We start from the raw sequence: 18,478 nt of genomic DNA, 5'->3' as shown, positions 1-18,478 counted from the left end.
GCAGCGGGCTTGCTAGGTCTGAAACGGACGCAAGCGCGTCCTCCATTTTCCCCAAATGGCCCCGTCGCGCCTTTGGCGCAAATAAGAACCATTCGCAGTCATTTCATAGCAATCCGCACCTAAAGAGGCAAGCCTATTCCTCGGCACATTGAGGATGCCCAAACAAAAAACCCCGCCTCTCGCGAGACGGGGTGCTTTGCGTGAACACTCGGAACGTCTTATCCGAGCTTGCCGAGGGCGACCGCCGTGTCGCACATGCGGTTCGAGAAGCCCCATTCGTTGTCGTACCAAGTGAGGATGCGCACGAAGGTGCCGTCGATCACCTGGGTCTGCGACAGATCGAAGGTCGAACTGGCCGGGTTGTGGTTGAAATCGATCGAGACCAGCGGCTGGTCGTTGGTGGCAAGGATGCCTTTGAGCGGACCGCTGGCCGCCGCCTTGATGATCGCGGCGTTGACCTTTTCCTTGGTGGTCGCCTTCTTGGCGACGAATTTGAAATCGACGACCGAGACATTGGGGGTCGGCACGCGGATCGACGAGCCGTCGAGCTTGCCGGCAAGTTCCGGCAGCACCAGGCCGACGGCCTTGGCGGCACCGGTCGTGGTCGGGATCATGCTGAGGGCCGCCGCGCGGGCGCGGTAAAGATCCTTGTGCATGGTGTCGAGGGTCGGCTGGTCGCCGGTATAGGAATGGATCGTCGTCATGTAGCCATGCTCGATGCCGATGGCCTTGTTGAGGACGGCGGCGACGGGCGTCAGGCAATTGGTGGTGCAGGACGCATTCGAGACGATGGTATGCGACTTCTTCAGCTTCTGGTTATTGACGCCATAGACCACGGTCAGATCGGCATTGGTGGCGGGCGCCGAGATGAGCACGCGCTTGGCGCCGGCGGCAAGATGGAGCTTCGCCTTCTCGCGATCGGTGAAGAGGCCGGTGCATTCGGCGACGACGTCGATCTTGAGGTCCTTCCAGGGAAGCTTCGCCGGATCGCGCTCGGCCGAGACGTTGATCCAGCCGCGGCCCACATCCATGGCGCCGGCCTTAGTCTTTACGTTGCCGGCGAAGGCACCGTGGACCGAATCGCGGCGGAAGAGATGCGCGTTGGTCTCGACCGGACCCAGATCGTTGATGGCGACGATTTCAAGATCCTTGCGGCCCGATTCCATCATCGCGCGCAGGACCAGGCGGCCAATGCGGCCGAACCCGTTGATCGCAACCCGAACTGCCATGTCTCGTACCTTTCTGCTGTCTTCTGATCGAAATCAGAGTTTCGCCGTGACGGCGTCGACGATTGCCGCGGGCGTGATGCCAAAATTCTTGTAGAGGTCGGCGATGGGCGCCGAGGCCCCAAAGCCCTTCATGCCGATGAAGATGCCGTTCGGGCCGATATAGCGCTCCCAGCCGAAACCGGCGGCGGCTTCGACGGCGACGCGCAGGCCGCTTCCCAGGACTTCCTGCTTGTAGGCGGCGGATTGCTCTTCGAACAATTCCCAGCTCGGCATCGAGACGACGGCGGTGCCGATGCCCTTTTCCTCGAGCAGCTTCTGCGCCTCGACCGCGATCTCGACCTCGGAGCCGGTCGCCATCAAGGTCACCTTGCGCTCCTTCTGGGTCGGGCGGATGACGTAGCCGCCACGGGCGCAATGATTGGCATTGGCCGCGTCGGCGCGGAGCAGCGGCAGAGCCTGGCGGGTGAGAGCGAGGACCGAAGGCCGGTCCTTGTTGCTGAGCGCCAGGGCCCAGCATTCCGCCGTCTCCATCGTGTCGCAGGGACGGAAGACCAGCAGACCCGGAATGGCGCGGAGCGCTGCCAGATGTTCGATCGGCTGATGGGTCGGGCCGTCTTCGCCGAGGCCGATGGAATCATGCGTCATGACATAGACGACACGCTGCTTCATCAGCGCCGAGAGACGAATCGCCGGACGGCAGTAATCGGTGAACACCAGGAAGGTGCCGCCGAAGGGAATAATGCCGCCATGGAGCGCCATGCCGTTCATGGCCGCCGCCATGCCGTGTTCGCGGATGCCGTAATAGATATAATTGCCGCCGTAATCACCGGGCTTCACCGGTTTGGCGACCTTGGCCTTGGTGTTGTTGGAGCCGGTGAGATCGGCGGAACCGCCGATAAGCTCCGGCATCGCCGGGACCAGGCTGTCCAGCACCAGTTGCGACGAGATACGCGTGGCGATCTTCGGCGCGTCCTTGGCGATGGCGGTCTTCAGGTCGCCGACGACTTCAGCGAAATTGGCCGGCAGCTCGCCCGAGATGACGCGGGTGAATTCGGCTTTCTGCTTGTTGGCATCAAGACGCTTCGACCAGGCCGCCGCTTCCGTGGCGCCGCGCTTGCCGATCGTTTCCCAGGCCGCCTTGATCGGGGCCGGGATGTCGAAGGGCGCGTGGCTCCAGCCCAGTTTCTCGCGGGCGCCGGCGATCTCGTCCTTGCCGAGCGGCGAGCCGTGGCTGGAGGAGGATCCCGCTTTGCCGGGCGCGCCGTAGCCGATCACCGTCTTGCAGGCGATGAGCGAGGGCTTGTCGGATTTCTTGGCGGCTTCTATTGCGGCGGAAACCGCTTCCGGATCGTGGCCGTCGACCCGCGCGGTCGACCAGCCGCTCGCCTGGAAGCGGAGCAATTGATCGTCGGAGCAGGAGAGGGAGACGGCGCCGTCGATCGAGATGCCGTTATCGTCGAACAGCACGATGAGCTTGTTGAGCTTGAGATGCCCGGCCAGCGAGATCGCCTCGTGGCTGATGCCTTCCATGAGGCAGCCATCGCCGGCGATCGCATAGGTGCGGTGATCGACCAGATCATCGCCAAAACGCGCATTGAGGATGCGTTCCGCCAAAGCCATGCCGACGGCATTGGCGAGGCCCTGGCCCAGCGGGCCGGTCGTGGTCTCGATGCCGGGTGCATGGCCGTATTCGGGATGGCCGGCGGTCTTGCTGCCCCATTGGCGGAAGTTCTTGATCTCATCCAGCGTCATTTCCGGATAGCCGGTGAGATGCAGCAGCGAATAGATCAGCATCGAACCATGGCCGGCGGAGAGCACGAAACGATCGCGATCCGGCCAGCTCGGCTGCGACGCATCGAATTTCAGGTGGCGCTGGAACAGAACGGTCGCCACATCGGCCATGCCCATGGGCATGCCGGGATGGCCGGACTTCGCGGCTTCGACCGCATCCATCGCCAATGCCCGGATGGCATTGGCAAGGTCGCGGTGGGGGATCGAGTGAGTGGCGGGGGCCGATTTCGCGTCCATCATCATTCCTTGGCGCCGGGGCGCAAAAAGGCCCTGGATTCTGGATAAATGGCGGCCGACCGATCCGGCCACCGGATCGCGGCGGAACATGCCCGGGCGGGGGCGTCAGGTCAACTGCCGAATCCGGGCATATTACTTGGATTGTCGTTAAATCCGACGACTCCAATCCCATCGGTCACAGTATCATCCCGGCACTATTGCAGCGCTGGACATCGCATTGGTTGACGCCGCTTTGAAAGGTCGAGTAAACCGGATGAAACACCGATCCTCGTGATCGAAAAATCTTGGGGGCCAGGACCGAACCTCATGTCCAGGTTGGATACAGCGATCGGCCGCCTTGACGCGGCCATGGCGCGGCTAGATGCAGCGGTGGAAGAAAGCACCACCCGCGGCACGCATGATCGGGATATTCTGCAAACGGAATTGGCGGTGCTGCGCCAGACCTACACGCTGCTGCAATCCGAAGCGCGGCTGGTCTCCGATCGGCTCGATGTCGTCATCGGCCGGATGCACACGGTGACGGAGGGAGCCTGATCTCATGCCGACCGTGACCATCGCGCTCAATGGCCGCAATTACGACATCGCCTGTGGCGAGGGCGAGGAGGCGCGAGTCCTGGAACTGGCCGGCGAAGTCCGGCGCCGGATGGAAAGCCTGGTCAAGAATTCCGGGCCGGTGGCCGAGAACCTGCTCTTTGCGCTGACCGCCCTCTTGATGAGCGACGAGATCGATCAGAAGAACCGGTTGATCCAGGACCTCCGCGGCGCGCAGGAAGAACTGGCGCAAAGGCGCGAGATTGCCCTGGCCGATACCATCGAGCGCCTGGCCACCAAGATCGAGGCTATTGCCGCGCGGCTGGAAGCAGCCTAAGTACTGCCTTGGGCGGAGTGCTGTCGGGTGCGTAATGCCGTGTAATCCCTGAGGCCAATTCTAACCTCTAGGGAGCTGTCCCTGCCGAGACCGTGGTCTCGGACATATGGCGCCCACCTGCTTAGGCAGGCCACGGAGGATTCAAACGAGCGAACGGCCCATGTGGCGCCGCCCACCTCATTCACACGCCAGCAATCGAGCCAATCGGTTGCTGGCGTGTGTTTTTGTTTGATCGATGCCGAGTTTTTGATTCATGGATTCCCAGGAAGTCGCTGATTTTAAGAGAGATTTGCGCCAGCAAGCCTATGCGGCCCGCGATCTCGCCTGGCGCGCCGATCCGGAAGCCGGGCTGGCGCTGAAGCGCCATCTGACCGAGGCGCTGGCCATGCCGCCGGGGATCGCGGTTTCCGGCTACTGGCCGTTGGAAGGAGAGGTCGACGTGCGGCCGGCGCTGGCCGGGTATCATGCCGAAGGCCATCCGATCGGCCTGCCGGTCGTTGTCGCCAAGGGCGAACCCCTGATTTTCCGCCGCTGGCAGCCCGGCGAGGATCTGGTCATGGGGCGCTTCAAGGTGCTGACGCCACCCGAAGGCGCCGCCGAAATCCTGCCGCAGATCCTGCTGGTGCCGTTGCTGGCTTTTGATCCGGACGGCTATCGTCTGGGTTATGGCGGTGGCTTTTACGACCGGACGCTGGCTAAGTTGCGCCGACACGGTCGCGCGCTGGCCGTCGGCGTCGCCTATGCGGCCCAAGAGATGGCCTTCGTCCCCCGCGGGCCTTATGACCAGCCTTTGGATCTGGTCGTGACGGAGCGCTCAGTCTTCAAGTTTAATGGTAAGAAATAAGCAGAACTAAATGAAATTATTGTTTTTAGGCGATCTGGTTGGGCGCGCGGGGCGGGATGTGGTCGTGGAAAGACTGCCGAGCCTGCGGCGTGACCTCGATGCCGATTTCGTGGTGGCGAATGTCGAGAACGCCGCCGGCGGCTTCGGCATCACCCAGAAGCTGGCAGCGGAATTGTTCGCCCATGGCGTCGATTGCGCGACCACGGGCAACCATGTCTGGGACCAGAAGGAGACGGTTTCCTTCATCGGCGGCGAGCCGCGCCTGCTGCGCCCGCAGAATTTCCCCGCCGGCACGCCGGGCAAGGGCGCCCATGTCTACCAGACCCAGAGAGGCAAGAAGGTGCTGGTCGCCAATCTGATGGGACGCCTGTTCATGGATCCGCTGGATGATCCCTTCGCCGCGGCGGAAGCCTTGTTGAAGACCTATCGCCTGGGCGGCAATGTCGACGCGATCCTGTTCGATTTTCACGCCGAGGCCACCAGCGAGAAGATGGCTTTCGGTCATTTCGTGGATGGGCGCGCGAGCTTTGTCGTCGGTACCCATACCCATGTGCCCACCGCCGATCACATGGTGTTGGAGAAGGGCACCGCCTATCAATCCGATGCCGGGATGTGCGGCGATTACGATTCCGTCATCGGCATGGAGAAGACGATCCCCGTGCAGCGTTTCACGCGCAAGCTGCCGACCGAGCGGTTGAGCCCGGCGAATGGCGCGGGTACGCTTTGCGGGGTGTTGGTGGAGCTCGACGACAATACCGGGCTCGCGCGCCGGATTGATCCCGTGCGCATCGGCGGCAAGCTGGCGCCGGCGATGCCGGCCGCAGCCAAACCGGCTTAAGTTAAAATTCCTGGGGCGCGGTCACGTCAGGCGACGCGGCCGCCATTCGCAACGGCCCGGAAACGGTCGACCTCGCTTTGCATCTGATGGGTGCGGTCGAGGAATTGCCGGGCCATCTCATGAACCCGGTCGCTGGCCTGAGGCTGGCCATCCGCGACAATCTTGAGAGCGCCGGTAACACCTTCCAGGCCCATCTGTCGCGCCACCTGGGTCACGACCTCGGCCATGCGACGAATCTCGACTTCCAGATTGACCGGCTCCGAGCGGGTTCCCGCCTCGGGAATCGTACGCGACATGCGGCACCTTTCGTCGGCTTTAGGCCCGAATCGGACCAGATTGCTAAAAGCTATACGGAGATGACCGTAAATGAGTGGTGAATTTCGCTTGGCTAATAGCGAAAACTTGGCTGATCGACGTATTCGGATGTGAGGTCATGGTCTGACACGGTCCGTTACCGGACGGGCTTGGCAGGTTAAGGAATTGTGCTAAAAGGCGTCAAAATCCTGCCATATTCGCGGTCTAGGTTCCGCTCTTGGACGCCATCGGCCCCTATATATGGTAAGGATTGGCCGTTACCCTCTACAAAGTTTTGCGTTCAGGAACAGACCGATGGCTGGCCATTCCCAATTCAAGAACATCATGTACCGCAAGGGCGCGCAGGATGCGAAGCGCGCCAAGGTCTTCACCAAGATCATCCGAGAACTGACCGTTTCGGCCAAGATGGGGGCGCCCGACCCGGCGACCAATCCGCGCCTGCGGGCGGCGGTCATCGCGGCGCGCGACGCCAACATGCCCAAGGACACGATGGAGCGCGCGATCAAGCGCGGCGCCGGCGGCGATGACAACACCGCCTATGACGAGGTCCGCTACGAAGGCTATGGCCCGGGCGGGGTCGCCATCATCGTCGAGGCGCTGACCGACAACCGGAACCGGACCGCCACAGAAATCCGCACCGCCTTTGCCAAGGCCGGCGGCAATCTGGGCGAGACGAATTCCGTCAGCTTCATGTTCGAACGGAAGGGCGTTATCCGCTATCCGGCCAAGGCCGCCAGCGCCGACGCCATGTTCGAAGCCGCTTTGGATGCCGGCGCCGACAATGTCGAATCCGATGCCGAGGCGCATGAGATCACCTGTGCGACCGAAGACTTCGCGACCGTGCGCGATGCGCTCGAAGCGAAGTTCAAGGAAGCCAAAGAGGCGCGCCTGCAATGGCGCCCGGTCACCACGGCGCCGGTCGATGCCGAAACGGCCGAAACCCTGTTCAAGCTGATCGACACGCTGGAAGACAATGACGACGTCCAGACGGTCAGCGCCAATTTCGAAGTGTCGGAGGAAACTCTGGCCAAGCTGACGGCCTGACCCGGCCGGCCAAATCGAACCCTCGGAAGGAACCGTAAACGGCATGCGAATTCTCGGACTGGATCCCGGTCTGCAGCATACCGGCTGGGGCGTCATCGATGCCGTCGGCTCACGGCTTTCTTTCGTGGCGGCGGGTGTGGTCAATACCGACCCGAAGCGGGATCTCGCAGAACGGCTGGTCGAGATACATGACGGTCTCCGCGAAGTGATCGACGCGCATCAGCCCGACGAGGCCGCGGTCGAAGAGACCTTCGTCAACAAGAACCCGGCCTCAACCTTGAAGCTGGGCGTCGCCCGCGGCATCGCCTTGCTGGTGCCCTCGCTCTACAAGCTCCGCGTGGCCGAATACCCGACCAATCTGGTGAAGAAGTCGGTGGTCGGCGCGGGGCATGCCGACAAGAAGCAGGTGCAAATGATGATCGGTGTGCTGCTGCCGGCGGCGCGCGATCAGAAAAGCGCCGATGCGGCGGACGCCCTGGCCGTGGCGATCTGCCATGCCCATCACATGGGCACGCTCGGCAAATGGGGCGCCCAGGATTTCCGCGAGGCCGCCCGTTGATCGGCAAATTGACAGGCCAGGTCGACAGCGTCGCCGGCGATCACGCGATCATCGACGTGAATGGGGTCGGCTATGTGGTTCATGCCAGCGGCAAGACGCTGTCGCGCCTGGGTGGGCGGGGGAGTGCGGCCAGCCTCCTTATCGACACCCATGTGCGCGAGGACGCGATCTCGCTCTTCGGCTTTGCCGACACGACCGAGCGCGACTGGTTCCGGGCGCTCCTCAACGTCCAGGGCGTGGGTGCCAAGGTGGCGCTGAGCATTCTCTCCGTGCTGGCGCCGGACGAGTTGGCGCGGGCCGTTGCGGCGCAGGACAAGGCCGCCGTCGCTCGTGCTAATGGTGTCGGCCCGAAACTGGCGCAGCGCGTGGTTGCCGAGATGAAGGACAAGGTCGGCGGCATTTCGCTGGGAACGCCGTCGCCAGCCGGCGTTGAGGCAACGCCGACCGCCGACGGACCGATGAACGACGCGGTCTCGGCGCTGGTCAACCTTGGCTATCGCCGTGCCGAAGCTTATGGCGCCGTCGCCAAGGTTATGCAGAAACAGGGTGCCAACACCGCGCTCAATGAATTGATCGTGCACGGGCTCAAGGAACTGGCGCAATGAGTCTGGAGCCACGCATGGTGGCGCCCGATCAGGCGCCGGAAGACAATGGCGAGCAGAGCCTGCGGCCGCTGGCGCTGACCGAGTTCATCGGGCAGCAGAAACTGCGCGAGAATCTGGGCATCTTCATCGAAGCGGCCAAGGCGCGTGGCGAAGCCCTCGATCACGCGTTGTTCTATGGTCCGCCGGGTCTCGGCAAAACGACTTTGTCGCAGATCGTGGCGCGTGAACTCGGCGTCGGTTTCCGCGCGACGTCCGGTCCGGTGATTGCGCGGGCAGGGGATCTCGCGGCCTTGCTCACCAATCTGCAGCCGCGCGATGTGTTGTTCATCGACGAGATTCATCGTTTGTCGCCGGCGGTTGAGGAAATCCTCTATCCGGCGATGGAGGATTTCCAGCTTGACCTCATCATCGGCGAGGGCCCGGCGGCGCGGTCGGTGCGGATCGATCTGCCGAAATTCACGCTAGTGGGCGCCACCACGCGGCTCGGCATGATCACGACGCCGCTGCGGGAACGCTTCGGGATTCCGCTGCGGCTCAATTTCTATACCCATGCGGAACTGGAACTGATCGTTCGGCGCGGAGCGCGCGTGCTGGGCCTGGACCTTGCCGATAGCGGTGCGCTCGAGATCGCCCGCCGTGCGCGTGGAACCCCACGCGTCGCCGGGCGCCTGCTGCGGCGCGTACGCGATTTCGCGGCGGTCGCGAAGACGGGCAGGGTGGATGCCAAGCTTGCCGATCAGGCGCTGACAAGGCTTGAGGTCGATCAATTGGGCCTCGATGCCATGGACCGGCGTTATCTCATCTGCATCGCCGAGAACTATGATGGCGGGCCGGTCGGCGTCGAGACGATGGCGGCAGCCCTCTCCGAGCAGCGCGACACGATCGAGGACGCGATCGAACCTTATCTCATTCAGCAAGGCCTGCTGCAGCGGACACCGCGCGGCCGCATGCTGACACTCAATGGGTACAAGCATCTGGGGCTGACCCCCTCGGCCAATGCCGCCCAGGCGGATTTGCTGGCGCCGGATATCGAGGGTGATCTCGGATGACTCTCACCGCCCTCAAACCGCAGGCGCAGCCGGCGCATCGCTTCCCGATCCGGGTCTATTACGAGGACACGGATGCGGGCGGCATCGTCTATTATGCCAATTATCTGAAATTCGCCGAGCGCGCGCGGACCGAGATGTTGCGGGAAGCCGGGTTTCACCATACCGCGATGATGCAGGGCGAGGGCATCGTCCTCGCCGTCAGGCGCTGCGCCGCCGAATACATGAAGCCCGCGAAACTGGATGACATGCTGGACGTTGAGACGCAGGTCACCGGCCTCGGTGCGGCCACCATCGATCTCGACCAATCCATCCGGCGCGGACCCGACGAATTGTGCCGCGTCACCGTTACCATTGCCTGCGTGGGGCGCGACGGCCGGCCGGTCCGGCTGCCGGCGCCCCTGCGGCATGTCCTTTCAACCGATACCTCCGACAAGAAGTGAAGAAGAAAAATGGATCCGCAAACACCGCCAGCCGTACCCGTTGATACCGTCGATGGTGCCGCCCTCGATGGCGTGCAGGCCGCAGCGCAAGGCGCCGTGGGCTTGCCCAGCGCCGCGCACGATCTTTCCGTCTGGGCCCTGTTCCTGCAGGCCGATTGGATCGTCAAATCGGTCATGCTGTTCCTGATCTTCGCCTCGATCTGGAGCTGGGCGATCATCTTCGACAAGATCATCCGCATCCGGCGCCTCCGGGAACAGGCCCGCCAATTCGAGGAAGCCTTCTGGTCCGGCGGCTCGCTGGAAGATCTCTATGACCGGATCTCGAACCGTCCGGCCGATCCGATGTCGTCGATCTTCGTCGCCGCGATGCGCGAATGGCGGCGCTCGGCCGCCAAGGGCCTGCTGGCCTCGGAGCATCTTCGGGAAAGCCTGCAGGACCGCATCGAGCGCGTCATGAACATCACGCTCAGCCGCGAGATGGATCAGATCGAGCGCTATATGGGCTATCTCGCCTCGGTGGGCTCGGCGGCACCCTTCATCGGCCTCTTCGGCACGGTCTGGGGCATCATGAACAGCTTCGCCGCCATCGCCGGCTCGAAGAACACGACCCTCGCAGTGGTAGCGCCCGGCATCGCCGAGGCGTTGTTCGCGACCGCGCTGGGTCTGGTCGCCGCCATCCCGGCGGTGCTGGCCTACAACAAGCTTTCCGGCGACATCAACCGCTATGCCAACCGCCTGGAAGCCTTTGCCGGCGAATTCGGTGCCATCCTCTCGCGCCAGCTTGAGGAGAAGCACTGATGGCCGTCAAGCTCGGCGGCGGCCACCCGTCGCGCGGGCGTTCGGCCCGGCGCAAGTTCTCGCCCATGGCGGATATCAACGTAACGCCGATGGTCGACGTCATGCTGGTGCTGCTTATCATCTTCATGGTGACGGCACCCCTGTTGACGGTGGGTGTCGAGGTGGAACTGCCCAAGACCAGCGCCGAGGCGATGCCAAACCCGGAAGAGCCGCTGGTGGTCACGGTGCGGAGCGATAACGTCGTGTTTCTGCAGGAAACCCAGATCGCAATCGAGGAATTGGGTCCGCGCCTGGTCGCCATCACCGCGAACAAGCCCGATACCACCATTTACGTCCGGGGCGATGCCACGGCGAATTGGGACGGCATTGCCCAAGTTTTGGCGGAATTGCAGGCTAATGGATTTACCAAGGTCGGCATCGTGACCGAAACCAAGGATCAGACCGGCGAGGCTGCGCCGGCACAGAAGTCGAACTGAAGATGAGTTTTCTCGAGGAGAAACTGGGCTGGGAACCGGAACTCAACCGCGGCTTGATCGCCTCGGTCGTGTTCCATGTCGCCATCCTGCTGCTGGGCTATTTCGGGGCGCCGGTCCTGTTTCAGGATGACGCTGTTATCCAGCCAATGGGAATTGAGGCGGCGTTGGTGTCCGACATTACCGCGGCGCCCAAGGTAGACAAGCTGGGCAAGCCGACCGAGAAAACCAAGCCGGTGCAAAAGGCGGAAAAGCCGAAGAAGGAAACCAAGCCGGCGCCGGCGCCGGAAAAACCCAAGCAATCTGCGGCCGTTCCTCCCCCGCCACCTGAGGAAGAGGTGGTGGCAATTCCCGAGAAGGAAGAGCCGAAGCCGGAAGAGAAACAGCCCGAAAAGAAGGTTGAGAAGAAGCCGGAACCGAAAAAGGAACCGGAGAAGAAAAAGGAGCCGGAAAAGGAAAAACCCAAGAAGGAGGACACCGCCTTCGAGGATGTGATGAAGCACCTCCTTGATGAGCCTGCCGCGGAACCGACGCCAGAGCCGACGAAAAAACAGGCCACGCCGGAGCCTGCAGAGCCGACGACCGGGACGATGACACCGCTTGCTTCCGAAGTGCCGTTGAGCGCTGCGGAATCGGACAGCATTGGCAATCAAATCGGAAAGAACTGGTACTTTGATATTGGTTCGCTGCCGGATCCTACCCAATATGTCGCCTGGCTCCGCGTTAAATTCGATGGAGCGGGAAACGTGATGGGCGTTGAGTTCATGGAACCCGCCCGCATGGCTGATCCAAGGTATAGATCGGTGGCGGAGTCCTGCCGTAGGGCGTTCGATAAAACCGGTCGAGTGGAGTTTCCGCGCGGTAAGGAACAACCGGTCATCCAGTTCGGTTGTGACCCGAGATACGCGAATTTTTGAAGCTCTGGAGCGATCGCCAGCGGGCGATAGACAGAATCAAAAGTTCCTGTTGAGATTTAGTTGAGCGTTTAACGCAGCTTAGACAAGACATATGTGAGGCAAGAGCGATGATGCAAGGTATGAGGCAAGCGATCCGGGGGATGGCGATCGTCTTCGCGATCCTGGTGGTTCCGATGACCGCGTCGGCGGAGCCGAAGATCATCATTCAGCCCGGAAAGCAGCCGGTGCCGATGCCGATCGCCGTGCCGGATTTCTTCGCGGCATCGCCCAACGACAGTCAGTTAGCGCGCGACGTTGCCGCAGTCATCGCAGCCGATCTTGAGCGGTCGGGGCTTTTTGCGCCGATCGACAAGCGCGCCTTCATTCAGGATCCCGCCTCGCTGCAGCAGGGGCCGCGCTATCAGGATTGGCGCCTCATCAATGCCGAAGCGCTCATCGCCGGCGCGGTCGCGACGCAGCCTAACGGGACGATCCGCGTTGAAGCGAGGCTGTTTGACGTGTTCGGTCAGACCGAGATGGGGATTGATCCGGGGCAAACGACCGGCATGGGCTATACCGTCCAGGCGAATTCCTGGCGCCGCGGTGCCCACCTGCTGGCCGACGATATCTATGCGCGCATCACCGGCGAGACGGGGTATTTCGATTCGCGCATCGTCTACATTTCCGAAACCGGCCCGAAGCAACAGCGTATCAAGCGCCTCGCCATCATGGACCAGGACGGCGAGAACCACAAAATCCTGACCGATGGTTCCGCTCTCGTGCTGACGCCGCGCTTCTCGCCGGTTTCGCAAGAGATCACCTACATGTCCTATTACGGCAACAAGCCGCGCGTTTACATCTTCAACATCAATACCGGCCAGCAGGAGATCCTGGGCGATTTCCCCGGCATGACCTTCGCGCCGCGTTTCTCGCCGGATGGTGCCCGGGTCATCATGAGCATGGCGCAGGGTGGCAACACGGATATCTATACGATGGATACCCGCACCCGCCGCACGCAGCGCATCACCAACACGCCCGGCATCGATACGGCGCCGAGCTACTCGCCGGACGGGTCGCAGATCACCTTCGAAAGCGATCGCGGCGGCTCGCAGCAGGTCTATGTGATGAATGCCGACGGCTCGAATTCGCGCCGCATCAGCAAGGGGCAGGGGGCTTATGGCACGCCTGTCTGGTCGCCGCGCGGCGATCTCATCGCCTTCACCCGCATCTATCAGGGCAGTTTCTATATCGGCGTCATGCGACCCGATGGGTCGGGCGAGCGGATGCTGTCGCAGGGCTGGCTGATCGAAGGCCCGACCTGGGCGCCGAATGGTCGTGTTTTAGCTTTCTTTAAGCAAGATCCGAGCGGAAAAACCCAGGTTCACAGCATCGACCTTACCGGATTTAACGAGCGCGTCATGAAAACACCACTGGACGGCTCGGATCCCGCGTGGTCGCCCTTGCTAGAGAATCAATAATGGATTATGTTCCGCGTCGATTCTTAGGTCAATTTGACCTCGGAATACATTGATTCAGCGCGGAATTTACGGCTTCAGGCTCGGAACTGTCCCAAAACGGGGGTTGGGCGGGGAATGAGTTACGAGGCCTCAGATGGACACAGAGGAAACTAAAAATGCGTCTTTCGATCTTGTCGGCCTTGGCTGCGGCCGCTCTTCTGGCAGCCTGTTCGTCGGATGTGCCGGTGAATGATGCCGGCGCCGCCGGTTCGGGCCAGACGGCTTCGACTGCCGATACCAGCGGTATCGGTCAGTATGCTCCCGGTTCCAAGGAGCAGTTCGATGCCGAAGTTGGCAACACCGTCTACTTCGATCTCGACAGCTACACCTTGAGCTCGGAGGCCCAGAGCCAGTTGCAGCGCCAGTCCGCTTGGCTGCAGCAGTATCCGGCCTCCACGCTCACCGTCGAGGGTCATTGCGACGAGCGCGGCACCCGTGAGTACAACCTCGCCCTCGGCGAGCGTCGTGCCAACGCGGTTGCCAACTATCTCGTGGCTCTCGGCGTGAACCAGAACCGGTTGAGCGTGATCTCCTACGGTAAGGAGCGCCCGCTCTGCGTGCAGTCCGACGAATCCTGCTGGTCGCAGAACCGTCGTGGCGTCAGCGCCGTCAACCAGTAATCACGCGATTAGCTGATTAAAGGTTTGAACGCCGGTCCGGGGAAACCCGGGCCGGCGTTTTTCTTTATCCGGTAAAATCTCCGTGATCTTGCGCGAATAAAGCCGCAATCCCGCCCAACTCTGCCGCGAGTGTGCCCCGGTTGAATTTTTCAACCTGAAAGAGGGGACACGAATGCCACGACTTTGGACGGACCGGCGCGGGAAACTGGCTGCGCTGTCGCTTGTGCTGATGCTGGGGGCCTGCGGCACCAGCAATGGCACCGGCACCGAGACCACCGCCAATCCATCACCAGTTGCGACGCCACCGATCGACGCGGGTACCGCCGACATCATCGGCGGACCGATCGGCGGCAGCTATGAAGCCATCGCCAATGCGATCTATTTCGAGACCGATTCCTATACGCTCTCTCCCGATGCCGAGCGCGTTCTGCAGCAGCAGGCGACTTGGCTGCGCGCCAATCCAGCTACGACCGTGACCGTCGAGGGCCACGCGGATGAACGGGGGACCCGTGAATACAATCTGGCCCTGGCCGAACGCCGGGCACATGCGGCGGCCGGCTATCTGGCAGCCCTCGGCATTGATGCCAGCCGCCTCAGCATTCTCTCCTATGGCAAGGAGCGGCCGCTTTGTGGCGAGAGTAGCGGCACCTGCTGGGCACAGAACCGGCGGGCGGTTACGGCGTTAAACTCTCAGTAGAACCGCGCCGGCAAGCTGGCCGGGGGCCGTTAGCCCTTGGCCAGCCTTGCTTTTGACCGAGTCCCTTTGGCATTGTCGGCTCGCAATTTTGTGTCGGCCGACAACTGGTCACGCCATAATTCTGCCGGTTTCCCCGACAAGCATGGCCTGGCAAGCATAGCCTGGCAGGCATCGCGGGTGGGGAGCATGATCGATGCGTTGGCTTGGCCGAGAGGTAAGGGTAATGGGAATGATCTGGATGAATGTGTCGATGGGTGCGAAGGTCGCAGCCTTGGCGTCCTTTCTGGCCTTTGCCGGCGCGCCGGCCGTACAGGCTGACGAGATCGACGACTTGCGGGCCGAAGTCGAACGGCTGAAGCAGCAGATGACCTTTCTGCAGAACCAGATCCCGCAAGGCGGTGCCGGCGCGGCTGCCTCGGGCGGCGGTACCGTCGCCGCGCAGACCGAGATCCGCTTCCAGCAATATGACCAGCGCATCAGCCAGGTGATCGGACAGATCGAAGCCGTCGAGCTGAAGGTCAACGACCTCGCCGACAAGCTCGACCGCATGCAGAAGGACACCGAATTCCGCCTCACGGAGCTGGAGAGCCGCGCTGCCAGCACGCCAATGGCGGCCGATGCGACCATGTCGGCGACGCCGGACGCGAGCGGCGCCACCGCTTCGGCCACGCCGACGGATCCCGGGGCGCCGCCGGCACCTACCCAGCCGGGTGTCATGGGCACGCTTTCCAGCGACCAGATGCAGAACCTGCCGCAAGCGCCGGCGGGTGCCGCCGAACAGGCCGCAGCAGCAGCTGCAGGCACCGTGATCCTGCCTGGCGACACGCCGCAGCAGCAGTATGAATATGCGACCGGGCTCGTCCAGCGCGGTGCCTATGCCGAGGCCGAGATCGCCTTGAAATCCTTCCTCGATCAACACCCCAAGGACCCGCTGGCGGGGAACGCGCAATACTGGCTGGGCGAGACCTATTACGTGCGCAGAGATTTCAAGAGTGCCTCGATCGCCTTTGCGGAAGGATATCAGAAGTACCCCAAGAGCGCGAAGGCGCCGGACAATCTGCTGAAGCTCGCCATGTCGCTGGGCCAGACCGGCCGCAACAAAGACGCCTGTACCGCTTTTGGACAACTCGAGAAGCAGTTCCCGGACGCCTCGCAGGCGATCAAGGATCGGGCCCAGCGCGCCAAGCAGCGCTATGAATGCAAGTGAGGGGCGTAACGTCTTGGGGATAACATCGCCAACAGTTCCCTGAGTACGCCACTCTCGGCCGTGGGATTTGCGCGGCTGATGGCGGCGCTCGGTCCCTTTGAATCATCCCCCGAGATGGCCGTCGCGGTTTCTGGCGGCAGGGATTCCGTCGCCCTCATGCGGCTGCTGGCGCAATGGTGCCGAGACCGCCAGGGGAGACTTACCGCGCTGACGGTCGATCACGGATTGCGGCCGGATTCCGCCCGCGAAGCGGATCAGGTCGCGCTCTGGGCCCGTGAGCTGGGCATTGCGCATGTCACCTTGTGCTGGACTGGGCTCAAACCGCGTTCTCGCGTGCAGGAAGTGGCCCGGCAGGCCCGCTACGATTTGCTGACCGCCTGGTGTCGCGCGGCGGGCGTGCTGCATCTTGCGCTGGCACATCAGGCGGATGATCAGCGCGAAACCGTCGCCATGCGTCGCGCCCGCGATCCTGCCGAAATGAACGTCGCCTCGCCCGGTCTGGCCGGCATGAGCGCCGTTACGACCCGGTCTGGCGTGCGGCTGGTCCGGCCGCTTCTAGGCGTTACGCGCGAGGCGCTGTCGGGCTTTCTTCGGGATATCGAACAGGACTGGCTCGAGGATCCCAGCAATCGCGCCGAAAAATTCGAGCGAGTGCGCTGGCGCCTCGGGCGATTGGGGAGGTTGCCGGATCTCTCGGAGATCAGTGCTGCCGGCGAGCTGCGCCGCGTGACTGAGGCCGGCGGCGCCGATCTTCTGATGCGCGCCGCCGAGATCGCCTCCGCCGGCTATGCCTTGCTCGATCTGGCGGTGCTCATGGCGGCGAGCGAGGAAATCCGTGACCTTGCTGTCGGCCAATTGATCGCAACCATCGGCGGCGGCGCTTACAGACCCGCCCGGTCGGCCCTACGGCGGGATATTAGTACGGTGCTGTCCGGCGGGCCGGTGCGCTCGCTGGGAGGCTGCCTGGTTGGGAATTGGCGTGGCCGGGTGCTCGTCGCCCGCGAGGCGGCGGCCGCGCGCGAGATCGTACGGATCGCGGGACCGGGCGAATATTTCTGGGACCGGCGCTTTGCCGTGAGGGTGGGCGACCTGCAGGGCGGATCGGATATCGCCGTGCTGGGGGAAGACGGGCTGCGGGAAATCGCCGGAATTCCCGAATCGGCCCCAAAATTGAAGGAAGTCCCACCTTTGGCGCGGCCCGGCTTGCCGGCCTTCAGGGATGCGACAGGTCGTCTCATCCGGGTGCCGTTTACCGGATTTGATCCATTTGGGCTCAAAGATGTCCTTCGGGTCCGTCTCCTACCGTATAATTCGGCGACATCTGGCGGCTTTACAGTTGCGTAAACCTTGCCTCACACTATTTAACTTATGACGGCGTGTGGCCTCCAGGCCAGGATAGCCCTAGGGTCCCTGCAGCCAGATCGCCAAGGAATAGGGAAGACAATTGTGAACTGGGGTAAAAACCTGATGATCTGGGTGGCGATCGGCTTGTTGCTGATCGTCCTTTTCCAAATGTTCCAAGGCGATACGTCGCGCACGGGACAGCAGCAGATGAGCTATTCCCAGTTCCTGGCCCAGGTGGATGGCGGCCAGATCAAGTCGGTCGAGATCCGCGGGCCGAATATCACCGGCATGACCGCGTCGGGTCAGACGTTCTCCACCTACGCGCCGGAAGACCCCAAGCTGGTTGAGAACCTGACCGCCAAGGGCGTCGACATCAAAGCCGCGCCCAAGGAAGACGGGACCAGCCCCCTGATGCAGATCCTGATCAGCTGGGCGCCGCTCATCATCATCGTGGGCGTCTGGATCTTCTTCATGCGCCAGATGCAGGGCCAGGGCGGCAAGGCCATGGGTTTCGGCAAGTCGCGCGCCAAGCTGCTGACCGAGCGCACCGGCCGCGTTACCTTTGACGACGTCGCTGGCATCGAGGAAGCCAAGGTCGAGCTCGAGGAAATCGTCGAGTTCCTGAAGGACCCGCAGAAATTCCAGCGCCTGGGCGGCAAGATCCCTAAGGGCTGCTTGCTGGTGGGGCCTCCGGGCACCGGTAAGACCTTGCTGGCCCGCGCCATTGCCGGCGAAGCGAATGTGCCGTTCTTCACCATCTCGGGTTCCGATTTCGTCGAGATGTTCGTGGGCGTTGGCGCCAGCCGTGTCCGCGACATGTTCGAGCAGGGCAAGAAGAACGCGCCTTGCATCATCTTCATCGATGAAATCGACGCGGTTGGCCGTCATCGCGGCGCCGGCCTCGGCGGCGGTAATGACGAGCGCGAGCAGACCTTGAACCAGATGCTGGTCGAGATGGATGGCTTCGACGCCAATGAAGGCGTCATCATCATCGCCGCCACCAACCGGCCTGACGTCCTCGATCCCGCGCTGTTGCGTCCCGGTCGTTTCGATCGCCAGATCAACGTGCCCAATCCGGACATCAACGGTCGCGAGCATATCCTGAAG

At 62.6% G+C, this 18,478-nt stretch carries 21 protein-coding genes and 1 other RNA gene; 19 read left to right on the top strand and 3 right to left on the bottom strand.

The window, feature by feature from the left end; translation table 11 throughout:
* Positions 1-218: 218 nt before the first annotated feature.
* Positions 219-1,229 carry a type I glyceraldehyde-3-phosphate dehydrogenase gene (gene gap, locus ACE3PR_RS09040; protein WP_374370838.1) on the bottom strand — a complete coding sequence of 337 codons (1,011 nt, stop codon included), beginning with the start codon at positions 1,227-1,229 and terminating at the stop codon, positions 219-221.
* Between the two features lie 33 nt (positions 1,230-1,262).
* Complete coding sequence (tkt, locus tag ACE3PR_RS09035) at positions 1,263-3,257, bottom strand: transketolase (protein WP_374371665.1); 1,995 nt, start codon at positions 3,255-3,257, stop codon at positions 1,263-1,265.
* Between the two features lie 306 nt (positions 3,258-3,563).
* On the opposite strand from tkt, the gene ACE3PR_RS09030 reads away from it, so the two are divergent.
* The 5 genes from ACE3PR_RS09030 to ACE3PR_RS09010 all read left to right on the top strand — a co-directional run bounded on the left by ACE3PR_RS09030 (position 3,564) and on the right by ACE3PR_RS09010 (position 5,807).
* Complete coding sequence (locus ACE3PR_RS09030) at positions 3,564-3,791, top strand: hypothetical protein (RefSeq protein ID WP_374370835.1); 228 nt, start codon at positions 3,564-3,566, stop codon at positions 3,789-3,791.
* 4 nt (positions 3,792-3,795) lie between these two features.
* The gene (locus ACE3PR_RS09025; RefSeq protein ID WP_374370832.1) at positions 3,796-4,125 is read left to right on the top strand and encodes a cell division protein ZapA; all 330 of its coding nucleotides are present in this window, start codon (positions 3,796-3,798) and stop codon (positions 4,123-4,125) included.
* 14 nt (positions 4,126-4,139) lie between these two features.
* A non-coding RNA gene (gene ssrS / locus ACE3PR_RS09020) (6S RNA) lies at positions 4,140-4,298 on the top strand.
* A gap of 80 nt (positions 4,299-4,378) precedes the next feature.
* The gene (locus tag ACE3PR_RS09015) at positions 4,379-4,969 is read left to right on the top strand and encodes a 5-formyltetrahydrofolate cyclo-ligase (RefSeq protein ID WP_374370829.1); all 591 of its coding nucleotides are present in this window, start codon (positions 4,379-4,381) and stop codon (positions 4,967-4,969) included.
* Positions 4,970-4,979: 10 nt separating this feature from the next.
* Positions 4,980-5,807, top strand: a complete 828-nt coding sequence (locus tag ACE3PR_RS09010; RefSeq protein WP_374370826.1) for a TIGR00282 family metallophosphoesterase — start codon at positions 4,980-4,982, stop codon at positions 5,805-5,807.
* Between the two features lie 26 nt (positions 5,808-5,833).
* Here the strand turns inward: ACE3PR_RS09010 and ACE3PR_RS09005 are convergent, their stop codons facing one another.
* Complete coding sequence (locus ACE3PR_RS09005) at positions 5,834-6,103, bottom strand: hypothetical protein (protein WP_374370824.1); 270 nt, start codon at positions 6,101-6,103, stop codon at positions 5,834-5,836.
* Between the two features lie 313 nt (positions 6,104-6,416).
* On the opposite strand from ACE3PR_RS09005, the gene ACE3PR_RS09000 reads away from it, so the two are divergent.
* From ACE3PR_RS09000 to ACE3PR_RS08935, 14 genes are all read left to right on the top strand, one after another.
* Entirely contained in the window at positions 6,417-7,166 is a 750-nt protein-coding gene (locus ACE3PR_RS09000; RefSeq protein WP_374370821.1) for a YebC/PmpR family DNA-binding transcriptional regulator, read from the top strand.
* A gap of 43 nt (positions 7,167-7,209) precedes the next feature.
* A complete protein-coding gene (gene ruvC, locus ACE3PR_RS08995; protein ID WP_374370818.1) occupies positions 7,210-7,725 on the top strand; it encodes a crossover junction endodeoxyribonuclease RuvC in 516 nt (171 codons plus the stop codon).
* Positions 7,722-8,330 carry a Holliday junction branch migration protein RuvA gene (gene ruvA / locus ACE3PR_RS08990; RefSeq protein ID WP_374370815.1) on the top strand — a complete coding sequence of 203 codons (609 nt, stop codon included), beginning with the start codon at positions 7,722-7,724 and terminating at the stop codon, positions 8,328-8,330. The genes ruvC and ruvA overlap by 4 nt, the downstream gene beginning before the upstream one ends.
* Entirely contained in the window at positions 8,327-9,379 is a 1,053-nt protein-coding gene (gene ruvB / locus ACE3PR_RS08985) for a Holliday junction branch migration DNA helicase RuvB (RefSeq protein ID WP_374370813.1), read from the top strand. Before ruvA ends, ruvB begins: the two co-directional genes overlap by 4 nt.
* Complete coding sequence (ybgC, locus tag ACE3PR_RS08980; protein ID WP_374370810.1) at positions 9,376-9,819, top strand: tol-pal system-associated acyl-CoA thioesterase; 444 nt, start codon at positions 9,376-9,378, stop codon at positions 9,817-9,819. The genes ruvB and ybgC overlap by 4 nt, the downstream gene beginning before the upstream one ends.
* Positions 9,820-9,828: 9 nt before the next feature.
* Positions 9,829-10,617, top strand: a complete 789-nt coding sequence (tolQ, locus tag ACE3PR_RS08975; protein ID WP_374370808.1) for a protein TolQ — start codon at positions 9,829-9,831, stop codon at positions 10,615-10,617.
* A complete protein-coding gene (locus ACE3PR_RS08970) occupies positions 10,617-11,093 on the top strand; it encodes an ExbD/TolR family protein (RefSeq protein ID WP_374370805.1) in 477 nt (158 codons plus the stop codon). Before tolQ ends, ACE3PR_RS08970 begins: the two co-directional genes overlap by 1 nt.
* Before the next feature lie 2 nt (positions 11,094-11,095).
* Positions 11,096-12,007: a hypothetical protein gene (locus ACE3PR_RS08965; protein WP_374370803.1), complete on the top strand. Its 912-nt coding sequence runs from the start codon at positions 11,096-11,098 to the stop codon at positions 12,005-12,007.
* Between the two features lie 110 nt (positions 12,008-12,117).
* Positions 12,118-13,464, top strand: coding sequence for a Tol-Pal system beta propeller repeat protein TolB (gene tolB, locus ACE3PR_RS08960; protein WP_374371663.1), 1,347 nt, complete (start codon positions 12,118-12,120; stop codon positions 13,462-13,464).
* Between the two features lie 155 nt (positions 13,465-13,619).
* Positions 13,620-14,123, top strand: a complete 504-nt coding sequence (gene pal, locus ACE3PR_RS08955; RefSeq protein WP_374370800.1) for a peptidoglycan-associated lipoprotein Pal — start codon at positions 13,620-13,622, stop codon at positions 14,121-14,123.
* A gap of 172 nt (positions 14,124-14,295) precedes the next feature.
* On the top strand, positions 14,296-14,820 hold the full coding sequence (gene pal, locus ACE3PR_RS08950) for a peptidoglycan-associated lipoprotein Pal (protein ID WP_374370798.1): 525 nt from the start codon (positions 14,296-14,298) through the stop codon (positions 14,818-14,820).
* Between the two features lie 229 nt (positions 14,821-15,049).
* Positions 15,050-16,027, top strand: coding sequence for a tol-pal system protein YbgF (gene ybgF, locus ACE3PR_RS08945; protein ID WP_374370796.1), 978 nt, complete (start codon positions 15,050-15,052; stop codon positions 16,025-16,027).
* A 78-nt stretch (positions 16,028-16,105) separates the two neighbouring features.
* Positions 16,106-17,371, top strand: coding sequence for a tRNA lysidine(34) synthetase TilS (tilS, locus tag ACE3PR_RS08940; protein WP_374370793.1), 1,266 nt, complete (start codon positions 16,106-16,108; stop codon positions 17,369-17,371).
* A 99-nt stretch (positions 17,372-17,470) separates the two neighbouring features.
* Positions 17,471-18,478: ATP-dependent metallopeptidase FtsH/Yme1/Tma family protein (locus ACE3PR_RS08935; protein ID WP_374371661.1), on the top strand; the 1,008-nt coding region annotated here is incomplete at its 3' end.

Source organism: Dongia sp. (assembly GCF_041909655.1).
Classification (GTDB): domain Bacteria; phylum Pseudomonadota; class Alphaproteobacteria; order Dongiales; family Dongiaceae; genus Dongia.
This window is presented reverse-complemented; position numbering and strand designations above follow the sequence as displayed.

Excerpts from the sequence above, each read along its gene's own strand:
- ruvC (WP_374370818.1), top strand. The coding sequence starts at position 7,210 with ATGCGAATTCTCGGACTGGATCCCGGTCTGCAGCATACCGGCTGGGGC.
- ybgC (WP_374370810.1), top strand. The coding sequence starts at position 9,376 with ATGACTCTCACCGCCCTCAAACCGCAGGCGCAGCCGGCGCATCGCTTC.
- ACE3PR_RS08970 (WP_374370805.1), top strand. The coding sequence starts at position 10,617 with ATGGCCGTCAAGCTCGGCGGCGGCCACCCGTCGCGCGGGCGTTCGGCC.
- pal (WP_374370798.1), top strand. The coding sequence starts at position 14,296 with ATGCCACGACTTTGGACGGACCGGCGCGGGAAACTGGCTGCGCTGTCG.
- tilS (WP_374370793.1), top strand. The coding sequence starts at position 16,106 with ATGGCGGCGCTCGGTCCCTTTGAATCATCCCCCGAGATGGCCGTCGCG.
- ACE3PR_RS09030 (WP_374370835.1), top strand. The coding sequence starts at position 3,564 with ATGTCCAGGTTGGATACAGCGATCGGCCGCCTTGACGCGGCCATGGCG.
- tkt (WP_374371665.1), bottom strand. The coding sequence starts at position 3,257 with ATGGACGCGAAATCGGCCCCCGCCACTCACTCGATCCCCCACCGCGAC.
- tolB (WP_374371663.1), top strand. The coding sequence starts at position 12,118 with ATGCAAGGTATGAGGCAAGCGATCCGGGGGATGGCGATCGTCTTCGCG.
- ACE3PR_RS09025 (WP_374370832.1), top strand. The coding sequence starts at position 3,796 with ATGCCGACCGTGACCATCGCGCTCAATGGCCGCAATTACGACATCGCC.
- tolQ (WP_374370808.1), top strand. The coding sequence starts at position 9,829 with ATGGATCCGCAAACACCGCCAGCCGTACCCGTTGATACCGTCGATGGT.
- ybgF (WP_374370796.1), top strand. The coding sequence starts at position 15,050 with ATGATCTGGATGAATGTGTCGATGGGTGCGAAGGTCGCAGCCTTGGCG.
- ACE3PR_RS09015 (WP_374370829.1), top strand. The coding sequence starts at position 4,379 with ATGGATTCCCAGGAAGTCGCTGATTTTAAGAGAGATTTGCGCCAGCAA.
- ACE3PR_RS09000 (WP_374370821.1), top strand. The coding sequence starts at position 6,417 with ATGGCTGGCCATTCCCAATTCAAGAACATCATGTACCGCAAGGGCGCG.
- ruvB (WP_374370813.1), top strand. The coding sequence starts at position 8,327 with ATGAGTCTGGAGCCACGCATGGTGGCGCCCGATCAGGCGCCGGAAGAC.
- ACE3PR_RS08965 (WP_374370803.1), top strand. The coding sequence starts at position 11,096 with ATGAGTTTTCTCGAGGAGAAACTGGGCTGGGAACCGGAACTCAACCGC.
- gap (WP_374370838.1), bottom strand. The coding sequence starts at position 1,229 with ATGGCAGTTCGGGTTGCGATCAACGGGTTCGGCCGCATTGGCCGCCTG.
- ACE3PR_RS09005 (WP_374370824.1), bottom strand. The coding sequence starts at position 6,103 with ATGTCGCGTACGATTCCCGAGGCGGGAACCCGCTCGGAGCCGGTCAAT.
- pal (WP_374370800.1), top strand. The coding sequence starts at position 13,620 with ATGCGTCTTTCGATCTTGTCGGCCTTGGCTGCGGCCGCTCTTCTGGCA.
- ACE3PR_RS09010 (WP_374370826.1), top strand. The coding sequence starts at position 4,980 with ATGAAATTATTGTTTTTAGGCGATCTGGTTGGGCGCGCGGGGCGGGAT.